The sequence below is a fragment of the Streptomyces sp. LUP47B genome (assembly GCF_001746295.1).
Taxonomy (GTDB): Bacteria; Actinomycetota; Actinomycetes; order Streptomycetales; family Streptomycetaceae; genus Streptomyces.
This window is the reverse complement of sequence record NZ_MJAH01000005.1, coordinates 55,483-74,405: the sequence shown is the minus strand read 5'-3', so window position 1 is coordinate 74,405 and position 18,923 is coordinate 55,483. Positions and strand designations below refer to the sequence as shown.

The window sequence follows — 18,923 nt, the reverse complement described above, 5'->3', positions numbered from 1 at the left end:
ACCCGACGATAATGTGAAGGTCGTCCTGTCGCCCCCCGTCTCCCTGGAGGTCCCTGCCCGATGGCCCAGTCGGTGGGTATCAAGGACGTCGCCCGCGCCGCCGGAGTCTCCGTCGGCACGGTCTCGAACGTCATCAATCGTCCGGACTCCGTCGCCACCGAGACCCGGGCGCGCGTCCTGTCCGCGATAGACCGGCTCGGCTATGTCCGCAGCGAGTCCGCGCGTCAGCTGCGCGCGGGCCGCAGCCGGATCATGGGTCTGCTCGTCCTCGACATGGGCAACCCCTTCTTCGTCGACGTCGCGCGCGGCGCCGAGCGGGCCGCCCGCGAGGACGGCCTGGGCGTGATGGTCTGCAACAGCGCCCAGAGCGCGAGCGAGGAGGCGGAGTACCTGTCCCTCTTCGCGGAGCAGCGGGTCCGGGGCGTCCTGCTCACCCCGACCGACGCCTCCGGCCGCAACATCGACTCCTTCCGCCGCCACGGCATCCCCTTCGTCCTCGTCGACCGGGTCGCCGAGGGCACCACCGAGTGCTCGGTCTCCGTCGACGACGTCGCCGGCGGCGCCCTGGCCGTCCGCCACCTCGTGGACGCCGGCCACCGCTCCATCGCCTACGTCAGCGGCCCGCCCGGCCTCAACCAGGTCCGCGACCGCCGCACCGGTGCCCTCAACGCTCTCGCCGAGGCGGGCCTGGGCCCCGAGAACCTGCGCGAGCTGCCCACCGAACGGCTCGACGTGGCCGCGGGCCGGGACGCCGGCGCCCGTCTCCTCGGCCTCGCCGCCCGCCCGACCGCCGTGTTCTGCGCCAACGACCTGCTCGCCCTCGGCGTCCTGCAGGCCATGTACGCGGCGGGGATCACGGTGCCCGACGACCTAGCAATCGTCGGCTACGACGACATCGAGTTCGCCGCCGCCGCGGCCGTCCCCCTCACGTCGGTCCGGCAGCCCGCCGTCACCATGGGCGCCCTGGCCGCCGAACTGCTCCTGGAGGAGTCGGAGGCGGAGACCACCGGCAAGCGGCACGACCACCGCCGGGTGGTGCTCCAGCCCGAACTGGTGGTGCGGCGCTCCAGCCTGGCGGCCCGCTGACCCGTGAGTCAGTAAGATTTCATGATCGAAGGGGTCGGACGACGGACGAACATGTGCTGAACTGGGACGCGTCCACAGAATGTCCGTCCGTCCCGGGAGCCCTGTTGACCGCGACCTACCGCCAGCCCGGTATCGTCCTCACCGACCGCCGCTTCACCGTCCCCCTCGACCACGACGACCCGGCCGGGGAGACGATCGAGCTCTACGCCCGCGAGGCCGTCGCGAGCGACAAGGTGGGCCAGAACCTGCCGTGGCTGGTCTATCTCCAGGGCGGACCTGGCTTCGGGGCGAACCGTTTCGTCGGCAAGGGGGCCTGGTTCGGCCGGGCCCTGAAGGAGTACCGCGTCCTCCTGCTCGACCAGCGCGGCACCGGCCACTCCACCCCCGCCAACCGCCAGACGCTCCCGCTGCGTGGCGGCCCCGCCGAACAGGCCGACTACCTGGCCCGCTTCCGTGCCGACTCCATCGTCCGCGACTGCGAGGCGATCCGCGCCCAGGTGACCGGCGGCGCTCCCTGGACCGTCCTCGGGCAGAGCTTCGGCGGTTTCTGCGCCACGACCTATCTGTCCCTCGCCCCCGAGGGCCTCGCCGCCGCCCTCATCACCGGCGGTCTGCCCTCCCTCGACGGCCACGCCGACGACGTCTACCGGGCCGCCTACCCGCGCGTGGAGCGCAAGGTCGCCGCGCACTACGCCCGCTATCCGCAGGACGTCGAGCGGGCGCGCCGTATCGCCGACCATCTCCTCACCCGCGACGTCACCCTGCCGAACGGCTACCGCCTGACCGTCGAGGCCTTCCAGTCCCTCGGCATCCTCCTCGGTGGCGGCGAGGGCAGTCACCGCCTGCACTTCCTGCTGGAGCACGCCTTCGTCCGCACCCCGCAGGGCCCGGAGCTCTCCGACGCGTTCCAGGAAGAGGTCCAGGGCCTCCTCTCCTACGCGGCCCACCCGCTCTACGCCCTCGTCCACGAGGCCACCTACGGCCAGGACGAGCGCCCCACCGCATGGTCGGCCGAACGGGTACGCACCGAGTTCCCGCAGTTCGACGCGGCCAAGACCCTCGCGGGCGACGAGCCGTTGCTCTTCACCGGCGAGTCCATCCACCCCTGGCTGTTCGACTGCGACCCGGCCCTGCGCCCGCTGCGCGGGACCGCCGAGCTCCTCGCCGCCCGCACGGACTGGCGGCCCCTGTACGACTCGGCCCGCCTCGCCGTCAACGAAGTCCCGGTCGCCGCCGCCGTCTACCACGACGACATGTACGTGGATACGGCCCACTCCCTCGAGACCGCCCGCGCGATCCGCGGTCTGCGCACCTGGGTGACGGACGAGTTCGAGCACGACGGAGTCCGCGCGGGCGGCCCCCGCGTGCTGGACCGATTGCTCGCCCTCGCCCGCGACGAGGCCTGACGCCGGACGGCCCGTGGCGGCGACATGCCCCACTCTCGATTCCGGCATAAGGTTCATTTCGACCATGGGTCGACGCCGGAGTCGAGAGGACGTCAGTAGATGAGCACACCGTCACCCCACGGACGGTCCCGGATCGCCGCCCTCGCCGTGGCCCTCGCCGCCGCGAGCGCGCTCACCCTGACGGCATGCGACGACGACTCCGGCGGCTCGTCGACGTCCTCCGCCACGCCCACGGCCCCCGACACCGCCTCCTTCTCCGGCAACGCCGCCTCCGCGCTCGCGTCCGTCGAGGCCTCGGTGCGGGCCGAGGCCTCGAAGCGGGCCGCGTCCGCCTCGGCTGCCGCCTCCTCCTTCGAGGCCTCCGTCTCCGCGGAGGTGGAGCGAGCCAACAAGGCCGCGCGGACCGAACTCGCCAAGGTCGACGGACAGGGCAACGCGATGTCCGACGTCACCATGAGCGGCAAGCCGCGCTCCGAGACCGGCGGTCTGCTCGCCGTCGTCGTCACCATCACCAACAAGACCGACAAGACGGCCTCGTACGCCGCCCAGGTCGACTTCCTCGACTCGGCGGGCAAGGTGGTGGAGACCCGGTACGTCGGCGCGGAGGACCTGAAGCCGGGGGAGAAGGCCCAGCCCGTCGCCGTCAGCCGCAAGCCCACCGAGCCGGTGCTGACGCCCAAGCTGGCGAAGGCGCAACGGTACTGACTCAGGCGGCCGTGGCCAGCGCGCCGGGTGTGCGGTGCGGGCTCACGACCCGTCCGTCCGGCAGGAGTTCACCGGTGTCGTCGAAGACGATGGTGCCGTTGCACAGCAGGCTCCAGCCCTGTTCGGGATGGGCCGAGACGATCACCGCGGTGTGGTGACAGGGGCTGTCGGCGGTGGGGCACGGGGGCTGGTGACTGCACATGACGTCTCCTCGATGCGTTCGGCTCCTGCCTCGGTTTTGCCGATGTCTCTGTGGTAGCCGAGCTTGTTTTCCGTTGGATGAGGAGACCCCCACATCGCCGGAAACTCGGCGGTGAGTTCTCGTCAGGTCTGCCGGTCGCCGGGGCCGTTAGGCTGGCGGCGATGCAAGAACAACTGATCGACCTCAGTGGCGACTGCGCGCGGTGCTTCGGCCTGTGCTGTGTCGCCCTGCCTTTCACCGCCTCCGCGGACTTCGCCCGTGACAAGCCGGCCGGCACTCCCTGTCCGAACCTCCAGGACGACCACCGGTGCGGCATCCACGCGAAGCTGCGCGTCGAGGGCTACACCGGATGCACGGTCTACGACTGCTTCGGCGCGGGACAGAAGGTCTCGCAGGTCACCTTCGGCGGCCGGGACTGGCGTGCCGGCCCGCGCGAGGACGCCCGCCGCATGTTCGACGTCTTCCCCGTCGTGCGTCAGCTGCACGAACTGCTCTGGTACCTCAACGAGGCGCTCACCCTGCCCGCCGCCCGCCCGGTCCACGCCGACCTGCGCCGTCTGCTGGAGCGGACCGACGCGCTCACCCGGGGGACCACCGACGAACTCGCCGCGCTGGACGTCCCCGCGCACCGGCAGGAGGTCAACGTCCTCCTGCTGCGGACCAGCGAACTGGTGCGAGCGGGCATGGGCGGCAAGAAGAAGAACCGCCGGGGCGCGGACCTGATGGGCGCCCGGCTCAAGGGCGCCGACCTGCGCGGAGCGAGCCTTCGCGGCGCCTACCTCATCGCGGCCGACCTCACCGGCGCCGATCTGCGCGGCGCGGATCTGATCGGTGCCGATCTGCGCGACGCCGACCTGACGGGCGCGGACCTGACCGGCGCCTTCTTCCTCACCCAGCCCCAGCTGAACGCGGCCCGGGGCAGCGCCGGCACCCGGCTGCCGGACTCAGTCACCCGCCCGGGTCACTGGACAGCGTGACTCCGTGGTGGCCGGGGCCTCGTCGGGATCCGCCACGGGGGCGGCCGCAGCGGCACCGCCCGACCGCCGTTCCAGGTGCAGCCGCAGCCCCTCCGGCATCAGCGTCAGCCGCTCGGTCACGCTGAGCCGGTAGCCGGGGTCGGCCCGCAGCTCGTAGCGGCGCAGCAGCAGACCGAGCACCAGCGTGGCCTCGTGGAGCGCGAACTGCCGCCCGATGCAGGCCCGGGCCCCGGTGCCGAACGGCTTGAAGACATGCGCGGGACGCGAGCGTACGGCCTTGGGGTCGAAGCGGTCCGGGTCGAACCGCTCGGCGTCGGCGCCCCACACCTCGGGGTCGCGCTGCAGCATCGGCGTGAGCACCAGCGTCCACGCCCCGCGGCGCATCGGGTGCCGCCCGGCCAGCACGGTGTCCTGGAGGGCCTCCCGGGCGAACGCGGGTGCCGTGGGCCACAGCCGCAGCGACTCGTCCAGCACCCGGCGCACATACCGCAGCTTCGCCACCTGGTCGTACCCCGGCACGGCGGCCGAGCCCCAGACACGGTCCACCTCGGCACGCGCGCGTGCCGCGACCTCGGGGTGTCGGGAGAGGTAGTGCAGGGCGAAGGAGAGCGCGCCCGAGGTCGTCTCGTGACCGGCCACCAGGAAGGTGATGACCTGCCGGCGGACGTTCTCCGGCGAGAGCCGCTCACCGGTCTCCGGGTGGGCCGTCTCCAGCATCCGGTCCAGCAGGTCACCGTCCCCGCCCGCCGCGCGCCGGGCCCGGACCAGGTCGTCGACCATGCGGTTGAGGTAGGCGATGTCGTCCGCGTTGCGCCGCGCGGCACGCCGTAGAAGAGCCGGGAAGGGCACGGAGTTGAGGCGCTGCGCGTAGGTCAGCGTGCCCACCATCGCCGTCACGAAGGGGTGCGGCCGGTCCCGCTCGAAGGAGCCGAAGTCATGGCCGAACCCGGTCCGCGCGATGGTCTCCAGGGTCAGCTTGGTCATGTCACCGGGGACGTCCACCGACCGGCCCGCCGCCTGCTCGCGGTCCCAGTGGTCCGTCAGCCGCCCGGCGACGTCCAGCATCATCGGGTGGTAGGCCTCCATCGCCTCGCGGGTGAAGCCCGGTGCCAGCACGTCGTGGGCCAGCTGCCAGTTCGGCTCGTGGTTGTACGCGGTGAACAGCCCGTCGCCGGCGACCGGCCGCAGGTTGGCGACTCCCAGACCGACATGTTTCGCGAACCGCGACTCGTCCGCCAGATCCGCCACCAGCTCGGCACCCCAGACGAACACGAACTCCCGGTTGAACGCCTTGCGCCGGTAGATCGGCCCCAATTGGCGGGCGAAGCGCAGGGAGTCCTGGAGCGGGGTCGCCCGGTTGACGCCGAGGACGTCACCGAGCAGGGGGATCCGGCGCGGCGGGTGCGGAATGCGGTGCAGCTCCGGCCAGCCCAGCTCGGCGCTGCGGAAACCCCTTGGCTCCGCAGCCCTTGTCGTCGTCTCCGCCATGACGAGATCTCCCTTGATCCAGCGGCAGGTGAGCGCGTTGTACGTGGGTTCAATAACGCGCCTCAGTCTGATCCCGTTGTTGAACCGACGTCAAGTAAAGTGCGGGCATGGCCGGGAGGCAGGGCGAGCGCGCGCGCCGCAGGCTCAGCACCGAGGAGCGCCGGGAGCAGCTGCTGTCGGTGGGGGCGAGGCTGTTCTCGGAGAGCCCGTACGACGAGGTGTGGATCGAGCAGGTCGCGGAGATCGCCGGGGTCTCGCGCGGGCTGCTCTACCACTACTTCCCGACGAAGCGGGACTTCTTCGCGGCGGTCGTCGAGCGCGAGAGCGGGCGGATGCTGGCCATGACCGCGGCCGTGCCCGGCATCCCGGTGCGCGAGCAGCTCACCGCGGGGCTGGACACCTATCTGGAGTACGTGTCGGCGCACGCGCACGGCTACCGCGCCTTTCACCGTGCCGACGCCGCCGGGGACCAGTCCGTCCGCAAGGTCTACCAGCGGGCGCTGGCCGCGCAGGAGCGGCAGATCCTGGCGGCCCTGGCCGCCGATCCGGAGTTCGGGGACCAGGCCGAGGAGCGCCCCGACCTGCGGTTGGCCGTCCGTGGCTGGCTGGCCTTCACCACGGCCGTATGTCTGGAGTGGCTGAGGGGCTCGGACCTCTCCCGCGAGCAGGTGCGCGATCTGTGCGCACGGGCCCTGCTCGGCGTTCTCAGGCCCTGACCGGGATACGCACGTTCGTCACGCTTCCCCTGGTTGGCTTCGCCGCCGATCTTCGATAGGTTAGGCAAGGCTTACCTTGGGAGGCAATGGATGGGTGACAGCCAAACCTGGACGGCCGCGCCTTCCGCGGCGGAACACGCCCGGTCGGTGCTCGCTGCCTCGTGGTCCTGCGCGGTGACCGCCGAGGGCGGCCGCGAGGAGTTCGTCGGCGCGCACACCGTCGGCGAGGACGGGCGGGTGACGCTGGACGTGCCCGAGGACAGCACCCTGGCCGCGGCCGCGATCTGCGCGCCCCGCGGCGAGCCGTCCGCCGTCCTGGAGTTCGCCGACGTGGCGCCCGTTCCCCTGCGCAGCCGTATCCGTGCCCGGCTGTGGATCGCCGGCTGGTTCGTCCCCGGGGACGGCCGGCTGGAGTTCAAGGCCACGCGCGTGGTGCTGCGCCGGCCGTCCGGCGCGGTGGTCGTCGACCTCGACGAGTTCGCCGCCGCCCAGCCCGATCCGCTCGCCACGGCCGAGGCCCGGCTGCTCACCCACCTCGCCGACTGCCACCCCGACGCGGTCGAGCGGCTCACCCGGCTCGTCGACGCCGACAGCCTGCACGGCGCGGTCCGCGTCCAGCCCCTCGCCGTGGACCGGCACGGACTGACCCTGCGCATCGAGCGCGCCCGCGCCCACGGCGACGTACGCCTGCCCTTCCACGCGCCCGCCGACGACGTGGCTCGGCTGACCGAGCGCATGCACGTCCTGCTGAACCAGGCGAGCGCCGCGTCCTGCCCGCGTGCCCTACAGCGGCAGCGCACAGACCGCGACGGGTGAGGCGAACTGCCGACCGGCGGCCCGCAGGGCACCGCTCGTCATGTCCACGTGGAACACGCTGACGCTGCTGGACCTCTGATTCGCCGTGAACAGCAGTGTCCCGTCCGGCGAGAAGGCGATCTGCCGCGGGAAGTCACCGTTCACCGCCACCGTGTCGAGCAGCCGGAGCCGGGCGCCGTCCGCCTCCACCGCGTATCGCGTGAGGCTGTTGTGGCCCCGGTTGGCGAGATAGGCGTACGAGCCGTTCGCGGTGACCAGCAGCTGCGCCGGGTAGTTCGTGCCCGAGCCCGTACCCGTGGACTGCGCCGCCCCGACGGAGAGGCGGCCGGTCGGGCGGTCGTAGGCGCAGACCGCCACCGTGTTGTCGTTCTCGTTGGCCAGGTAGGCGTACCGCCCCCCGGGGTGGAAGGTGAGATGGCGCGGTCCGGCCCCGGGCCGGGTGCGCGCCCGGGAGACCTCCGTGAGCGCGCCGGTCCGTTCGTTCAGGCGATAGCTGTAGACGGTGTCCGTGCCCAGGTCGACGGCGAGCACATGTCCGCCGTCGGGACTGGTGAGGAACTGGTGGGCGTGCGGACCGTCCTGGCCGGGCCCCGGCGCCGGACTGGAGTGCGTGACCGTGTCCCTGCGCTCGCCGAGCGCTCCCGAGGAGTCGATCGGATGCACGGCCACACTGCCGGAGCCGTAGTTCGCGCTGAGCAGCCAGCGGCCGCCCGGATGTACCGAGAGATGGCACGGCCCCGCCCCGCCGGTGCCGCGGCTCCCCAGGACCTTGCGGTCGGACAGGCGCACGGCGGTCACGGCACCGGCGTCCTGCTCGGCGACCGCGTACAGCGTGCGGCCGTCGGGGTGCAGCGCGAGATACGACGGGTTGGTGACACCGGTGATCGTCCCGGCGCCGGTGATACGCCCGCTGTCCGGGTCGTACCTGGCGACGCCGATGCCGTTGCCGCCGCCCTCGGCGGAGGTGTAGGTGCCGAGGTAGAGGGGCCGGGGGCCGGTAGGAGCCGGAGCGGACGGCGCTTTCGTCACGCTCGGCGAGACCGTCCCGAGGGAGCCGGGAGTCCGTGCGGGCACGGCCTCCGACGACGATCCGGACGACGTCGAGCAGCCGACGAGTCCCGAGGCGGCTCCCGCGAGAACGCCGACGAAGCCGCGCCTGCTGCAGCCGCCGTTCGCACTGGCCATCCCTGCGCACCCCGGGTGATCGATCGTCGCGGTCGAGACAGCCACCTTCACCCGGATCGCGCGCCCCGTGCAACCCGAGCCCGCGCAACCCCCTACCAGTCGCCGTCCTCGACCGGCTTGCCCGGTGCGTCCCCCAGCTTCTTGACCTGATGCGATCCCGGCGGCTGCCAGGGCTCGTGATCGTCCCCGAGCCAGTCGCCGACCGGCTTCACGCCCTCCAGCGGATCCGTCGGGGCGAGGTCCTCCGCATCCTGGTCGTAGTAGTCGAACCAGGGCAGCCCCGCGTTGGTGTACGCGGCGCGGTCCACCGGCGAGGGCGGGGGAGCCTCGCCGGTGATGCGGCGCCACTCGGGCGGTGTCACCAGGTGCACGAACACCCGGCCGGCCGGGGTGTCCGCCCAGTCCGACAGCGGCCGGTCGTCCCGGTAGACCTCCTGGCGCATGGAACCGCCGACGCCGAGTCCCATGGCCGGAGCGCTGCGGGGCGCCCCCGCCGGAGCGGGAGGCGCGGCCATCGCGATGGGCACGGCAGCGCCGTAGCCCGTGGCGGACCTGCTCACCGACCGCAGCCGCCGCTGCGCCTCCCGCCATTCGGTCAGCCGCTCCTCGACCAGCGGGAAGGACTGCAGCTGGACGCCGCCCCAGACCTCCTCGCCCGTGACCTGCCCCTCGACGGTCGCGCCCAGCCCGAGCGGCACGGCGACGAACTGGCGGACCGTCCCCTTGCCGGAGTTGATGCCGTCCAGCCACGGCTGGCGGGGCAGCACCACGTAGTTCTGCGGGTCACGGGTGAGCCGGTCGCTCCAGGGCTTCCCGGAAACCGCGCACACCTTGCCCACGCCGACCTGGAGGGCGGCGGGTTCGGTGGTGCTGCCGAAGCTCAGCCACATCGCCTCCCGCAGATACACCGGCAGCATCACCCCGCCGCGGGCCCGCCACTGCTCCGGCACGGTGTCGGGGTAGTCGGAGACGCGGCGCACCGGGAACTCGCCGAGCCCCGGCGGCAGCGGATGCGTACCCGTCTCGGGCAGCCGCAGGGTGCGGATGAACCGCACCGCCGCACCGCCCGGCAGCCGCAGTGTGTTCCCGTCGATCCGCACGCTCGTGCCGGTCATCGGCCCGCCCCCCTGTGTCTCGATGCGCCTGTCTCACCTGGAACGACGGGAGAGCACCGGGCGGTTCCCGCGCCACCGCTCCTGGAGCCGGGTCAGCTTCGGCATCCGCTCGCGTTGCTCGCGGGCGGCCCGGTCCAGCTCCTCCAGCAGGCGGCGGGAGCGGTGCTCGGTGTCGAGCTCGTCGAGGATGCGGTTGACCTCGGTGAGGACGGCGCCGTGCAGCTGCCAGTGACGGGAGTCGCGCTGGATCTCCTCCAGCAGCAGCTGGGCCAGTTTGTCGCGGGTCGCCGTGGCCTGGCGCAGCTCGGCGGTGAGCCGGGCCTCCGCGGACTCGGCGCTCACGCTGACATGGGTGGTGACCAGAACCGCGAAGCTGACCACGGCGTCGCCGATCTCGGACAGCAACTGCTCCACCGTCCGGCCGGTCTCGGGCCCGAACAGCGGCTCGGGATCCTGTCCCTCGTCGATCGCGTAGGGCTCGTCGGCGAAGGGGTCGCGTTCCTTCGCGAGGTCGGTGAGGGTGCGGGCGAGGACCCGCAGCACGACCGTGCAGATCTCCAGGGTGTCCAGGCCGGTGCGCAGCACCACCCGGTGCAGCAGCCCCTCCTTCACCCTGGGGTTCAGTTTGAGACTGTCCTCGGCCTGCCGGAGGGCCGCGTCCACCTCGACGATGTCGTGGTCGAGCTCGCGCGCCTCGTACAGCCGGGCCGTCGCCAGCTCCACGGGCGTACGGCCCGCGGCCTCCTCGCCCATCCGCAGCATCAGCTTCCGCACCCGGCGGGCCAGCCCCTCGATCGACTCTCCCGCCTCGCCCACCCACACCGGGGGAGCGAGCAGCAGATTGAAAGCGAGGCCGACGACCGCGCCGATCAGCGTCTCCACCACGCGCGCCCAGGCGGTGTCCCCGACGGTCGTCACCCCGAGCACCAGCATCGCGCTGATCGCCACCTCGGGCACGAACTCCTCGACCCGCACCAGTCGTCCGACCACCAGTGACGCCACGATCAGCAGCGCCAGGCTCCACCAGGTCAGACCCACCAGCAGACTGAAGGCGATGGCGACGAGGACACCGGTCACCACCGAGTTCACCCGGCGGATGCCGGTGGTGAGCGTGGAGTAGAGGGTGACCTGCACGACCAGCAGCGCGGTCAGGGGAGCCGTGAGCGGCGCCGCTTCGGGGCTGAGCCGCAGCGCGATGACGTACGCGATCGTCGCCGCGCCCGCCGACCGCAGCGTCTGCACGACGACAGGATCCCGGTGCCGCTTCACAAACCGCACCAGGGACGCCGTCCACTCACGTACATCTAGCATCCTCAGTGTGTTCCTCTTCCACGTAGGCGTCCGGTGCACTCCTTGCGGACCGTAACTGTCCGCAAGTGTGCCCACATTGTGGGGTGCGGCCGGTTGACGGCAAGCGGCCAGGGTGGTGACGGCGGACACCCGGCACGACCTCGGGCGATGGCGGGGGAAATCCCCGGCGCCGGGGGTGGACCGGGTGAGGGACCGCGATTACGCGCTCGATCTGCGGACCGCCGGGTACCGGCGCGCGCGTGGCTCCGCCGGGCCCGCCCTACCTAGGAGGCGGCCCGGCTGCGGGACCGGTAACCGGCGATCTTCGCGAGGTTGCCGCAGCGGTCCATCGAGCACCAGCGGCGGCGGCGGGCCTGCGAGTCGTCCAGGAACAACAGGGAACAGTGCGGGTTCTCGCACTCCTTGACCCGCTCCAGCAGCGGGCCCCGCACCAGGAGTACGGCGTCCCGCGCCACCGTCGCCAGGGCCGCGCGGGCCGGACTGCGCGCCGTCCAGCGGACCGGACCCAGCTGGGGCGCGAGATCCGGCAGGGCGGCGACCGTGTTGACCCGCTCCACGTCGGCCGGGTCAGGTTCCCGGCCCGCCATCGCCGCGCGCACCAGGCCGTACAGCGCCTCGCGCAGGAGGCGGGCGTCCGTCAGGTCCCGAGCGGTGACCCGCACCGCACCCTCGTCGGTGGCCAGCTCCGCCTCCGTGAACCAGCGTGCGAGAGCCGCGGTGTCGGGGAGTCGCTCCAGCGGCGTGGCGTGCCGTTTGCCGAGGGTGGCCGCGAAGTCCAGACAGGGGCGGCCGCCGATGAACGGGAACGCGAGCGCGGGGTCGGCGGGGGCGGGGCTGCCGGTCATGCGCCGAGCGTACACCGGTTGATGGGGTGTCGGGCCGGTACGCCAACCCGCTTGACACCGGTTCATGGGGTGTCGGATGGTGACACCACTTCAACCGGTGTCAGTCGTCCGGGTGGCCGGGCAGAGAGCAGGTGCGGTATGCGTGCGGTGCGGATCGACAGGTTCGGCGGACCGGAGGTACTGGTGCCGGTCGACGTCCCCGACCCGGTGCCGGGCCCCGGAGAGGTGCTGATGCGGATCGCCGCGGCCGGGGTGAACCGGGCGGACGCCCTTCTCCGCGCGGGCCTCTACCACCGGGCCGGACACCCGCCGCTCATCCCGGGCGCCGAGGCGGCGGGGATCGTCGTGGAGGTGGGAGAGGGGGTGACAGACTTCGCGCCCGGACAGCGGGTCATGGCCCTGGACGGCGGCAAGTCCTCAGGTTTCTACGCCGAGTTGGCGACGGTGCCCGCCTCCCAGGTGGTCGGGCTCCCCGACGGCGTGGACCTGGCCCGGGCGGCCGCCCTGCCGATCGCCTGGCTCAGCGCCTGGTACTGCGTGCGGCACCTCGCCCGTGTCTCCAAGGACGACACGGTCGTGGTGAAGGCGGCGGCGAGCGGTGTCGGCACCGCCGCCGTGCAGATCGCCGCCGAGACGGGCGCGCGGGTCCTCGCCCTCGCCGGCTCGGCAGACAAGGCCGCCTGGGCCGGGGAGTTCGGCGCCGACGTCACCGTCGACACCTCCGCCTTCCCCGACGACGCCGAGGTCGAGGAGGTGCTCCGGCTCACCGACGGCCGCGGCGCCGACGTGGTCCTCGACACCGTCGGCGGCCGGGCCTTCGGGCGCAGTCTGCGTGAAGTGGGCCACGGCGGCCGGGTCGTGGCCCTCGCCAACGTCGCCCTGGAACCGAGCACCGTCGACACCCGCGACTTCTATCCCAAGAACGCCTCGATCCTCGGTTTCCAGCTCACCAACCTCCAGATCCACGGCTACGACCCGCGCCCCGACCTGCGGGAACTGGCAGACCGGGTCGCCGCCGGCGGCTATCGCGTGCCGATCGAGACCGTCGTACCCCTGGAAGAGGCGCGAACTGCCCACGAGCGGCTGGAACGGCGTGACAACCGCGGCAAGATCGTGCTCTCGACCGGGCCGGAATCCACCAAATGAGATGCGGCCGCCCTCCCCGCCAGGTGATCATCCGATGAGTCGTGGGTGAGTCGCGAGGGAGGAGACGCCGGTGAATCCAGTGGAGTCGGCACGAGCACGGGCGGCGCTGAACCATGTGGCGGCCGTCTCGGAGGGGCCGGCCGTCGCCCCGGACGTGCGCATCACGCTGAACTTCCATCCGGATCGCATGGCGCGCGGCCTGCCTCTCCTGGAGGCCCTGGCCCGGGACGGCGCCTATCACTCACAGTTCGTCACCGGCACGAGCAACGGCGGGCTGACCGCGCACCCCGGCGGCGACCGCTGGCGCTGGGAGAGCCGGATCTTCGGCGGCGCCTACGACGACGCGGACGCCCATGACCGGCCCGTGTACGGCGCGTTGAACTTCCGTCGTCAAGTGGTGGGCGCGGCCCCGCGGTTCGGCTCCTCGCACTTCCGGCTGACCGGCGAGCCGTCGGCCCGCGCCACCTTCTGCTACCCCGACAGCGCCGCCGAGCCGGTCCACTTCGGGGTCGCCGCGGGCATGTCCCTGATCGCCCTCGCGGAGGCGGACGAGCAGGACGCCCTCGACGACTACATCGAGGCCCAGGTGCACGGCGGCGTGGACCTGGCCCGCGATGTGGAGGCCCTGGTCCTGGACGCGAGCTACCGGAACACGCCCGTCGAGGCGGCGGCACACCTGCTGTCCGTCCCCGTCGAGTGGCACCCCGGCTACCGGATCACCGTCGCGGAGCTGCACCGCCACGCCCACTACCGCGGGCAGGAGTACGCCGACCTGGGCGCGAGCATCGCCGAGGACGGCCTGGTGGACCCGCGCATCATCGGCGACGCCGCCCGGACGGGCCGCTACGAACTCCAGCACCTGAAGATGGTCTGGCACACACTGGCCCGCTTCGGGGCGCCGGGGGCGACGGCTCATGCGGGGGAGGCCGCGGGGGGCGGGACGCCTGCGGTGAGCACTCCGAGCGGGTAGGCCCGCGAATGGACCCCGGGGTGCGGGACGCGTTCCGTACCCTGTTCCGGGAACACATGACCGACGGCGACCGGACGGCTGCCGAGCGGAGAGATGGGGGCGGGACGTTGGTGGACTCCTGGGAATGGGCCCGACGGGTACTGGAGGGCGCGGGTCTCGACCCCGGCCGCCTCGTCGGGCTGCGGCCGCTGAGCGGCGGCACGTACAACGCCGTCGAGGAGCTCCTGCTGACCGACGGCACCCGGTACGTCCTCAAGGTCCCGCCCGCGTCCACCGTCCCCGGTCTGCGCTACGAGCGTGAACTCCTCGTCTCCGAGGCGGAGTTCTACCGCGCCGCAGCCGTGGCCGAGGTCGCGGCCCCGCACGTCGTGGCCCTCGGTGAGGACGCCGCCGTACCCCATCTGCTGATGACCGCGTGTCCCGGCGAGCCCTGGGACGGCTCCGTTACCGAGGCCGAACGGACGCCGCTGCGAAGGGAGTTGGGCCGCCAGGTGGCCAGGCTGCACACGGTGACCGGGCCGGGCTTCGGCTACCCGTCCGGTGCTCTCGGCCCGCTCGCCCCCGACTGGCGAACCGCGTTCACGGCCATGATCGAGGCCGTCCTGGACGACGCCCGGGACTACGGAGCACGACTGCCTCGCTCCGTCGACCAGGTGGCGAGCACCCTGAGCGCCGGCTTTCCCGCCCTCGACGAGGTCACGGTCCCGGCCCTGGTCCACTTCGACCTGTGGGACGGGAACATCCTGCTGGACCGCCGGGCGGACGGGGAACTCCGCATCGGTGGGCTCATCGACGGGGAGCGGATGCTCTGGGGCGACCCCCTCGCCGACTTCGTCTCCCTGGCGCTGCTCGGGGACATCAAGAAGGACGAGGCGTTCCTCGCGGGCTACCGGGAGGAGGGCGGCCGGGCCGAGTTCGACGTGCCGGCCCGGGTGCGCCTGGCCCTCTACCGCGCCTACCTCTACCTGATCATGCTCACCGAGACCGTCCCGCGGGCGGTCGACGGCGAGAAGGAACGCTGGGTCCAGTCGGCGGTGGCACCGGAACTCGTCGCCGCCCTGGACGAGATCGAGGCCCTCGCCCGGATCGCAGGAGCCTGAAATCCCTTGAACGGACGCACCGTACGCGATCTCAGACGCGCCAACCGCACTGCCGTACTGCAGCGCCTCTACTTCGACGGCCCCCTCAGCCGCTTCGAACTCGGACCGGTCACCGGGCTCAGTTCCGGCTCCGTCAGCAATGTCGTCGCCGACCTGGTGGCCGACGGCCTGCTGGAGGAGGCCGGCAGCGTCGGCTCCGACGGCGGACGGCCCCGCACCCTGCTGCGAGTGGCGCCCGGCAGCGGCCACATGATCGGCGTCGACGTCGGCGAGACCCGGGTGCGGGTCGAGCTGTTCGACCTGACCCTCACCGAACTCGCCCGCGCCGAACGGCCGTTGACCCAGCGGAGCTACGACGTCGAGGCCATCGTCGGACACATCCGCGACGGCATCGCCGAGGTGCTCGCCGGTACCGGAACCGAGCCCGAGGCGCTGCTCGGCGTCGGCATCGGCGTGCCCGGCATCGTCGCCCACACCCCCCGGAGCGGGGCCGTCGTGCACGGCCAGACCATCGGCTGGGACGCCGTCCCGCTGGAGGCGCTGCTGCGTACCGGCTCCGCGCTGCCCGGCAGCGTCCGGTACTTCATCGACAACGGCGCCAAGACCCTCGGCCAGGCCGAGATGTGGTTCGGCGGCGGCCGCGGTGCCCGCAGCGCCGTCGTGGTCCTCTTCGGCTCCGGCGTCGGCGCCTGTCTGGTGACGCCCGAGGTGGAGCACGGCCGGGCGGTCGAATGGGGGCATTTGACCGTACGGGTCAGGGGGCGCCGCTGCCGCTGCGGTGCCCTCGGCTGCCTGGAGGCCTACGCGGGCGCCGAGTCACTGCTCGAGCGCTGGCGGGAAGCGGGCGGCCGCCCGCCCGAGGGCGTCGACGAGGAGACCGCGCTGGCCGCGATGCTCGCCGCCGCCCACCCGGCCGAGGGCGCCGAGGCCGACCCGGTGGCCCTCGCCGTCCTGGAGGAGACCGCCGAGTACCTGGGCGCGGGCCTGTCCGACCTGATCAACCTCTTCCAGCCCGAGCGGATCATCGTGGGCGGCTGGGCCGGGCTCCAGCTCGGCGCCCGGTTCCTGCCCGCCGTACGGCGCCACGCGACGGCGTATGCGTTGCGGTATCCGGCCGAGAAGGTCACCGTCGACCTCGGCAGGCTCGGGCCCGACGCGGTCACCGTCGGCGCGGCCATCCTTCCGCTCGCCGACTTCTTCGCCCGCGGCGGCCGGCGGCCCGAACCCGCGCCCGAGGGACCGGCACCGGCCTGGCGGACGGCCCTGGAGGAGCGGGCCCCGCACTGACGTTTCGCCGACCTGCGCGGAGGTACTCGCGCTCCCGCCATGAACGCGAAGGGAGGACGCCGTGGACCACCGTCACGAAGCACCCGGCGAGAACGGTGACCCCGTCCCGCGGGATCTGCCGGACCAGCAGGCCGGCGAGGGCGAGGACCCCTGGGAGGTCGCAGACGTCCCTAACGAGAAGCCCGGTACCGACGACGATCCCGGGACCGTCCCCGACACCGACGAGGCGGGCACCGGCCGGCAGGGGGCGACGCGGTCGGACACCGTCCACCCCGAGCACCCGGGAGCCGAGGAGTCCACCGGCTGACGCCGGGGCCGCATGGGCGCAAGGGCCGCAGGGGTCGCTCAGCCGACCTTGCGGCCCTTCATCGGTTCCGTCCGCGCCCCCGCGCCCTGCTGCATCCCGTGCAGGAACTCCTCCAGCACCTCGGTCGCCGTGTGCTCCGGGTGCCAGCCGAGTTCCGTACGCGCACGCGTGCAGTCCATCAGCGGCAGCCGCAGGACCGCGTCGAACAGATGCGGGGACGCGGGCAGCAGATGCAGACCCCACGCGGCCGCGATCGCCGAGCGGGCCGCGGTGCGCGGCAGCCGTACGGGACGGGCGTCGAGCATCCCGGCCAGCAGCTCGGCGTCGACCGTCGGCTCGCCCGCCAGGTTGAAGGCGCCCCGCACGTCCGAGCGCACCGCCAGTACGTAGGCCTGAGCGGCGTCGTCGGTGTGCAGCGCCTGCACCCGCAGACCCGGAATGTCGGGGAGGAAGGGCAGCAGATCGGGCCGGGCCAGCTGGCCCGGCAGGAAACGGCCGCCGAAGATGCGGCGCTGCTCGCTCGCCGACTCCCGCTTGAAGAGGAACGCCGGACGCATCCGTACGACCCGGACGGCGGGGTGGTCGCGCTCGAACGTGTCCAGGGCGCGTTCCAGATACGCCTTCTCCCGGCAGTACGCGGCGTCCGGCCAGCCGTGCGTCGGCCACGACTCGTCCACCGCGTGCTCCTTCGGCCCCGGGGAGTAGGCGCCCACGGACGAGGCGTGCACCAGCGTCGGCACCTTGGCCGCCGCGACCGCCTCGAACACCCGGATCGAGCCGAGGACGTTGGTGCGCCAGGTCGTCGCCGGGTCGTGCGTCGGCTGGAACGCCCACGCCAGATGGACCACCGCGTCGGCGCCGGCGAACTCCTCGGTCAGATCGATGTCCTCCGATGCCAGGTCCACCGCGGACCACTCGGTCCGCGCGGGCGACCAGTCCGGGATCCGTCGGGCCAGGCCCCTTACGGAGCCGACCTCCGGATCCTCGGAGAGAAGGCGCACCACGCTCGTTCCCACGTTGCCGGTGGCGCCAGTGACCACAATCCTGCTGCCGGTTGAAGTGCTCACCTGAGGCTCCTTCGGGGCGCTGGGGCGGGGAGACGCCCGAGTACCCGCCCTCCGGTGATGCACGCGGTGCACGGCACGGTCCGCGGCCACGAGATGATCACCCCATGAGTGAGATCATCCTGATGTCCGACGTCCGTGTCGCCGCCGTCCCCGTCGAGGAGAACGGCGAACCCCTCGTGGACGTCAGCGCCCACCTGCGCGTCGACGACCGCAAGCACGAGGACTCCCGGGGCGCCGAGGTCCAGCTGCGCCAGGGTGTCCTCGACCGGCTGCTCCGGGCGCAGGCCCTGCTGCCCGACGGCCTGCGCCTGCTCTTCGTCGAGGGGTACCGCCCGCCCGCCGTCCAGCGGCGCTACTTCGAGACGTACGCCGACGAACTGCGCGCCGCCCACCCGGACTGGTCCGCCGACCGGATCCGCAGCGCGGCCAGCCGCTATGTCTCCCCGCCCGAGATAGCCCCGCACAGTGCCGGCGCGGCCGTCGACCTCACCCTCACCGACGCCGACGGCCGCGAACTCGACCTGGGCACCGCCATGAACGCCAACCCGGAGGAGAGCGACGGCGCCTGCTACACGGGCGCAGGCAACATCACCGAGGAGGCCAGGGCCAACCGGGCCGTGCTGGGCGAGGCGCTGAGCGCGGCGGGCCTGGTCAACTATCCGACGGAGTGGTGGCACTGGTCCTACGGCGACCGCTACTGGGCCCTGCAGACCGGCGCGCCGGCCGCGTTGTACGGCGCGAAGGACCTTGACGCGTCGTAGCGCCTGACGGCGGGCCGGGGATCTTCTGAGAGGCCTGAGGATCTCGACGCCCGGCCCCTGACGCACCGATCGTTGTCGGGGCGCGGGGCGCGGGGCGCGGGGGTGAGAGCTCGGGTCTCAGGGCCCGGCAGCCGGACCCACGGCCGGGATCCTCGGGGAGGGGCATCCTCGGCCAGGACCCTCGGTCGGGGGCMGGCCTCGGYGCCGATCGTGTYGAAGGGTCCGGGGTTTGGGCGTCGGCGGTGTCGGAGGGYCGTAGGAATCTCGACGTCGGCCGTGGGTCTCGGGCCCCACGGAGGGGCGTTGCCCAGAGYCCTYGGTCRGGGGCMGGCCTCGGYGCCGATCGTGTYGAAGGGYCCGGGGATCTCGACGTCGGCCGTGTCGAAGGGCCGCAGGGCCCTCGGCGCCGACCGGGTCAAACGCCCCGGCGATC

General features: G+C 72.8%; 19 protein-coding genes. 12 read left to right on the top strand and 7 right to left on the bottom strand.

Features of this window, described 5'->3' with window-relative positions; genetic code table 11:
- Positions 1-60: 60 nt before the first annotated feature.
- The 3 genes from BFN33_RS16530 to BFN33_RS16520 all read left to right on the top strand — a co-directional run bounded on the left by BFN33_RS16530 (position 61) and on the right by BFN33_RS16520 (position 3,197).
- Positions 61-1,086 carry a LacI family DNA-binding transcriptional regulator gene (locus tag BFN33_RS16530; RefSeq protein WP_069760822.1) on the top strand — a complete coding sequence of 342 codons (1,026 nt, stop codon included), beginning with the start codon at positions 61-63 and terminating at the stop codon, positions 1,084-1,086.
- A 104-nt stretch (positions 1,087-1,190) separates the two neighbouring features.
- Positions 1,191-2,492, top strand: a complete 1,302-nt coding sequence (locus BFN33_RS16525; protein WP_069761122.1) for an alpha/beta fold hydrolase — start codon at positions 1,191-1,193, stop codon at positions 2,490-2,492.
- A gap of 99 nt (positions 2,493-2,591) precedes the next feature.
- The gene (locus BFN33_RS16520; RefSeq protein WP_069760821.1) at positions 2,592-3,197 is read left to right on the top strand and encodes an FxLYD domain-containing protein; all 606 of its coding nucleotides are present in this window, start codon (positions 2,592-2,594) and stop codon (positions 3,195-3,197) included.
- Position 3,198: 1 nt separating this feature from the next.
- Here BFN33_RS16520 and BFN33_RS16515 read toward each other — a convergent pair whose 3' ends face one another.
- Complete coding sequence (locus BFN33_RS16515; protein WP_057612914.1) at positions 3,199-3,399, bottom strand: DUF5999 family protein; 201 nt, start codon at positions 3,397-3,399, stop codon at positions 3,199-3,201.
- Positions 3,400-3,560: 161 nt separating this feature from the next.
- Here BFN33_RS16515 and BFN33_RS16510 point away from each other — a divergent pair, with 161 nt between their 5' ends.
- On the top strand, positions 3,561-4,376 hold the full coding sequence (locus BFN33_RS16510; protein WP_069760820.1) for a pentapeptide repeat-containing protein: 816 nt from the start codon (positions 3,561-3,563) through the stop codon (positions 4,374-4,376).
- Here the strand turns inward: BFN33_RS16510 and BFN33_RS16505 are convergent.
- A complete protein-coding gene (locus tag BFN33_RS16505; protein WP_069760819.1) occupies positions 4,344-5,864 on the bottom strand; it encodes a cytochrome P450 in 1,521 nt (506 codons plus the stop codon). The genes BFN33_RS16510 and BFN33_RS16505 overlap by 33 nt on opposite strands.
- Before the next feature lie 107 nt (positions 5,865-5,971).
- Here BFN33_RS16505 and BFN33_RS16500 point away from each other — a divergent pair, with 107 nt between their 5' ends.
- Complete coding sequence (locus BFN33_RS16500; protein ID WP_069760818.1) at positions 5,972-6,580, top strand: TetR/AcrR family transcriptional regulator; 609 nt, start codon at positions 5,972-5,974, stop codon at positions 6,578-6,580.
- 90 nt (positions 6,581-6,670) lie between these two features.
- Positions 6,671-7,396: a DUF2470 domain-containing protein gene (locus BFN33_RS16495; RefSeq protein ID WP_069760817.1), complete on the top strand. Its 726-nt coding sequence runs from the start codon at positions 6,671-6,673 to the stop codon at positions 7,394-7,396.
- Here the strand turns inward: BFN33_RS16495 and BFN33_RS16490 are convergent.
- The 4 genes from BFN33_RS16490 to BFN33_RS16475 form a co-directional block, all read right to left on the bottom strand.
- Positions 7,364-8,581 (bottom strand): lactonase family protein, encoded by a 1,218-nt coding sequence (locus BFN33_RS16490; RefSeq protein ID WP_069760816.1) that lies wholly within the window; start codon positions 8,579-8,581, stop codon positions 7,364-7,366. The genes BFN33_RS16495 and BFN33_RS16490 overlap by 33 nt on opposite strands.
- A gap of 92 nt (positions 8,582-8,673) precedes the next feature.
- Positions 8,674-9,696 carry a hypothetical protein gene (locus tag BFN33_RS16485; protein WP_069760815.1) on the bottom strand — a complete coding sequence of 341 codons (1,023 nt, stop codon included), beginning with the start codon at positions 9,694-9,696 and terminating at the stop codon, positions 8,674-8,676.
- Between the two features lie 33 nt (positions 9,697-9,729).
- Positions 9,730-11,007 (bottom strand): aromatic acid exporter family protein, encoded by a 1,278-nt coding sequence (locus BFN33_RS16480; RefSeq protein ID WP_069760814.1) that lies wholly within the window; start codon positions 11,005-11,007, stop codon positions 9,730-9,732.
- Between the two features lie 263 nt (positions 11,008-11,270).
- Entirely contained in the window at positions 11,271-11,852 is a 582-nt protein-coding gene (locus tag BFN33_RS16475) for an ABATE domain-containing protein (RefSeq protein WP_069760813.1), read from the bottom strand.
- 138 nt (positions 11,853-11,990) lie between these two features.
- Here BFN33_RS16475 and BFN33_RS16470 point away from each other — a divergent pair, with 138 nt between their 5' ends.
- The 5 genes from BFN33_RS16470 to BFN33_RS16450 all read left to right on the top strand — a co-directional run bounded on the left by BFN33_RS16470 (position 11,991) and on the right by BFN33_RS16450 (position 16,662).
- Positions 11,991-12,998, top strand: a complete 1,008-nt coding sequence (locus BFN33_RS16470; protein ID WP_069760812.1) for a zinc-binding dehydrogenase — start codon at positions 11,991-11,993, stop codon at positions 12,996-12,998.
- Positions 12,999-13,068: 70 nt separating this feature from the next.
- Positions 13,069-13,968, top strand: a complete 900-nt coding sequence (locus BFN33_RS16465) for a DUF3626 domain-containing protein (protein WP_069760811.1) — start codon at positions 13,069-13,071, stop codon at positions 13,966-13,968.
- Positions 13,969-14,024: 56 nt separating this feature from the next.
- Positions 14,025-15,068, top strand: a complete 1,044-nt coding sequence (locus tag BFN33_RS16460; RefSeq protein WP_256122768.1) for a phosphotransferase family protein — start codon at positions 14,025-14,027, stop codon at positions 15,066-15,068.
- Positions 15,069-15,074: 6 nt separating this feature from the next.
- Positions 15,075-16,355, top strand: coding sequence for an ROK family protein (locus BFN33_RS16455; RefSeq protein ID WP_069760810.1), 1,281 nt, complete (start codon positions 15,075-15,077; stop codon positions 16,353-16,355).
- A 61-nt stretch (positions 16,356-16,416) separates the two neighbouring features.
- Positions 16,417-16,662, top strand: a complete 246-nt coding sequence (locus BFN33_RS16450) for a hypothetical protein (RefSeq protein ID WP_069760809.1) — start codon at positions 16,417-16,419, stop codon at positions 16,660-16,662.
- A 38-nt stretch (positions 16,663-16,700) separates the two neighbouring features.
- Here the strand turns inward: BFN33_RS16450 and BFN33_RS16445 are convergent, their stop codons facing one another.
- Positions 16,701-17,729 carry an SDR family oxidoreductase gene (locus BFN33_RS16445; protein WP_069760808.1) on the bottom strand — a complete coding sequence of 343 codons (1,029 nt, stop codon included), beginning with the start codon at positions 17,727-17,729 and terminating at the stop codon, positions 16,701-16,703.
- A 104-nt stretch (positions 17,730-17,833) separates the two neighbouring features.
- On the opposite strand from BFN33_RS16445, the gene BFN33_RS16440 reads away from it, so the two are divergent.
- A complete protein-coding gene (locus BFN33_RS16440) occupies positions 17,834-18,490 on the top strand; it encodes a M15 family metallopeptidase (RefSeq protein ID WP_069760807.1) in 657 nt (218 codons plus the stop codon).
- The last annotated feature ends 433 nt before the right edge of the window (positions 18,491-18,923 follow it).

Bases quoted from the DNA above. Each gene is read 5' to 3' on its own strand.
- BFN33_RS16500 (WP_069760818.1), top strand. From the start codon at position 5,972: ATGGCCGGGAGGCAGGGCGAGCGCGCGCGCCGCAGGCTCAGCACCGAG.
- BFN33_RS16530 (WP_069760822.1), top strand. From the start codon at position 61: ATGGCCCAGTCGGTGGGTATCAAGGACGTCGCCCGCGCCGCCGGAGTC.
- BFN33_RS16490 (WP_069760816.1), bottom strand. From the start codon at position 8,581: ATGGCCAGTGCGAACGGCGGCTGCAGCAGGCGCGGCTTCGTCGGCGTT.
- BFN33_RS16485 (WP_069760815.1), bottom strand. From the start codon at position 9,696: ATGACCGGCACGAGCGTGCGGATCGACGGGAACACACTGCGGCTGCCG.
- BFN33_RS16510 (WP_069760820.1), top strand. From the start codon at position 3,561: ATGCAAGAACAACTGATCGACCTCAGTGGCGACTGCGCGCGGTGCTTC.
- BFN33_RS16520 (WP_069760821.1), top strand. From the start codon at position 2,592: ATGAGCACACCGTCACCCCACGGACGGTCCCGGATCGCCGCCCTCGCC.
- BFN33_RS16515 (WP_057612914.1), bottom strand. From the start codon at position 3,399: ATGTGCAGTCACCAGCCCCCGTGCCCCACCGCCGACAGCCCCTGTCAC.
- BFN33_RS16470 (WP_069760812.1), top strand. From the start codon at position 11,991: ATGCGTGCGGTGCGGATCGACAGGTTCGGCGGACCGGAGGTACTGGTG.
- BFN33_RS16440 (WP_069760807.1), top strand. From the start codon at position 17,834: ATGAGTGAGATCATCCTGATGTCCGACGTCCGTGTCGCCGCCGTCCCC.
- BFN33_RS16505 (WP_069760819.1), bottom strand. From the start codon at position 5,864: ATGGCGGAGACGACGACAAGGGCTGCGGAGCCAAGGGGTTTCCGCAGC.
- BFN33_RS16480 (WP_069760814.1), bottom strand. From the start codon at position 11,007: ATGCTAGATGTACGTGAGTGGACGGCGTCCCTGGTGCGGTTTGTGAAG.
- BFN33_RS16475 (WP_069760813.1), bottom strand. From the start codon at position 11,852: ATGACCGGCAGCCCCGCCCCCGCCGACCCCGCGCTCGCGTTCCCGTTC.
- BFN33_RS16460 (WP_256122768.1), top strand. From the start codon at position 14,025: ATGACCGACGGCGACCGGACGGCTGCCGAGCGGAGAGATGGGGGCGGG.
- BFN33_RS16495 (WP_069760817.1), top strand. From the start codon at position 6,671: ATGGGTGACAGCCAAACCTGGACGGCCGCGCCTTCCGCGGCGGAACAC.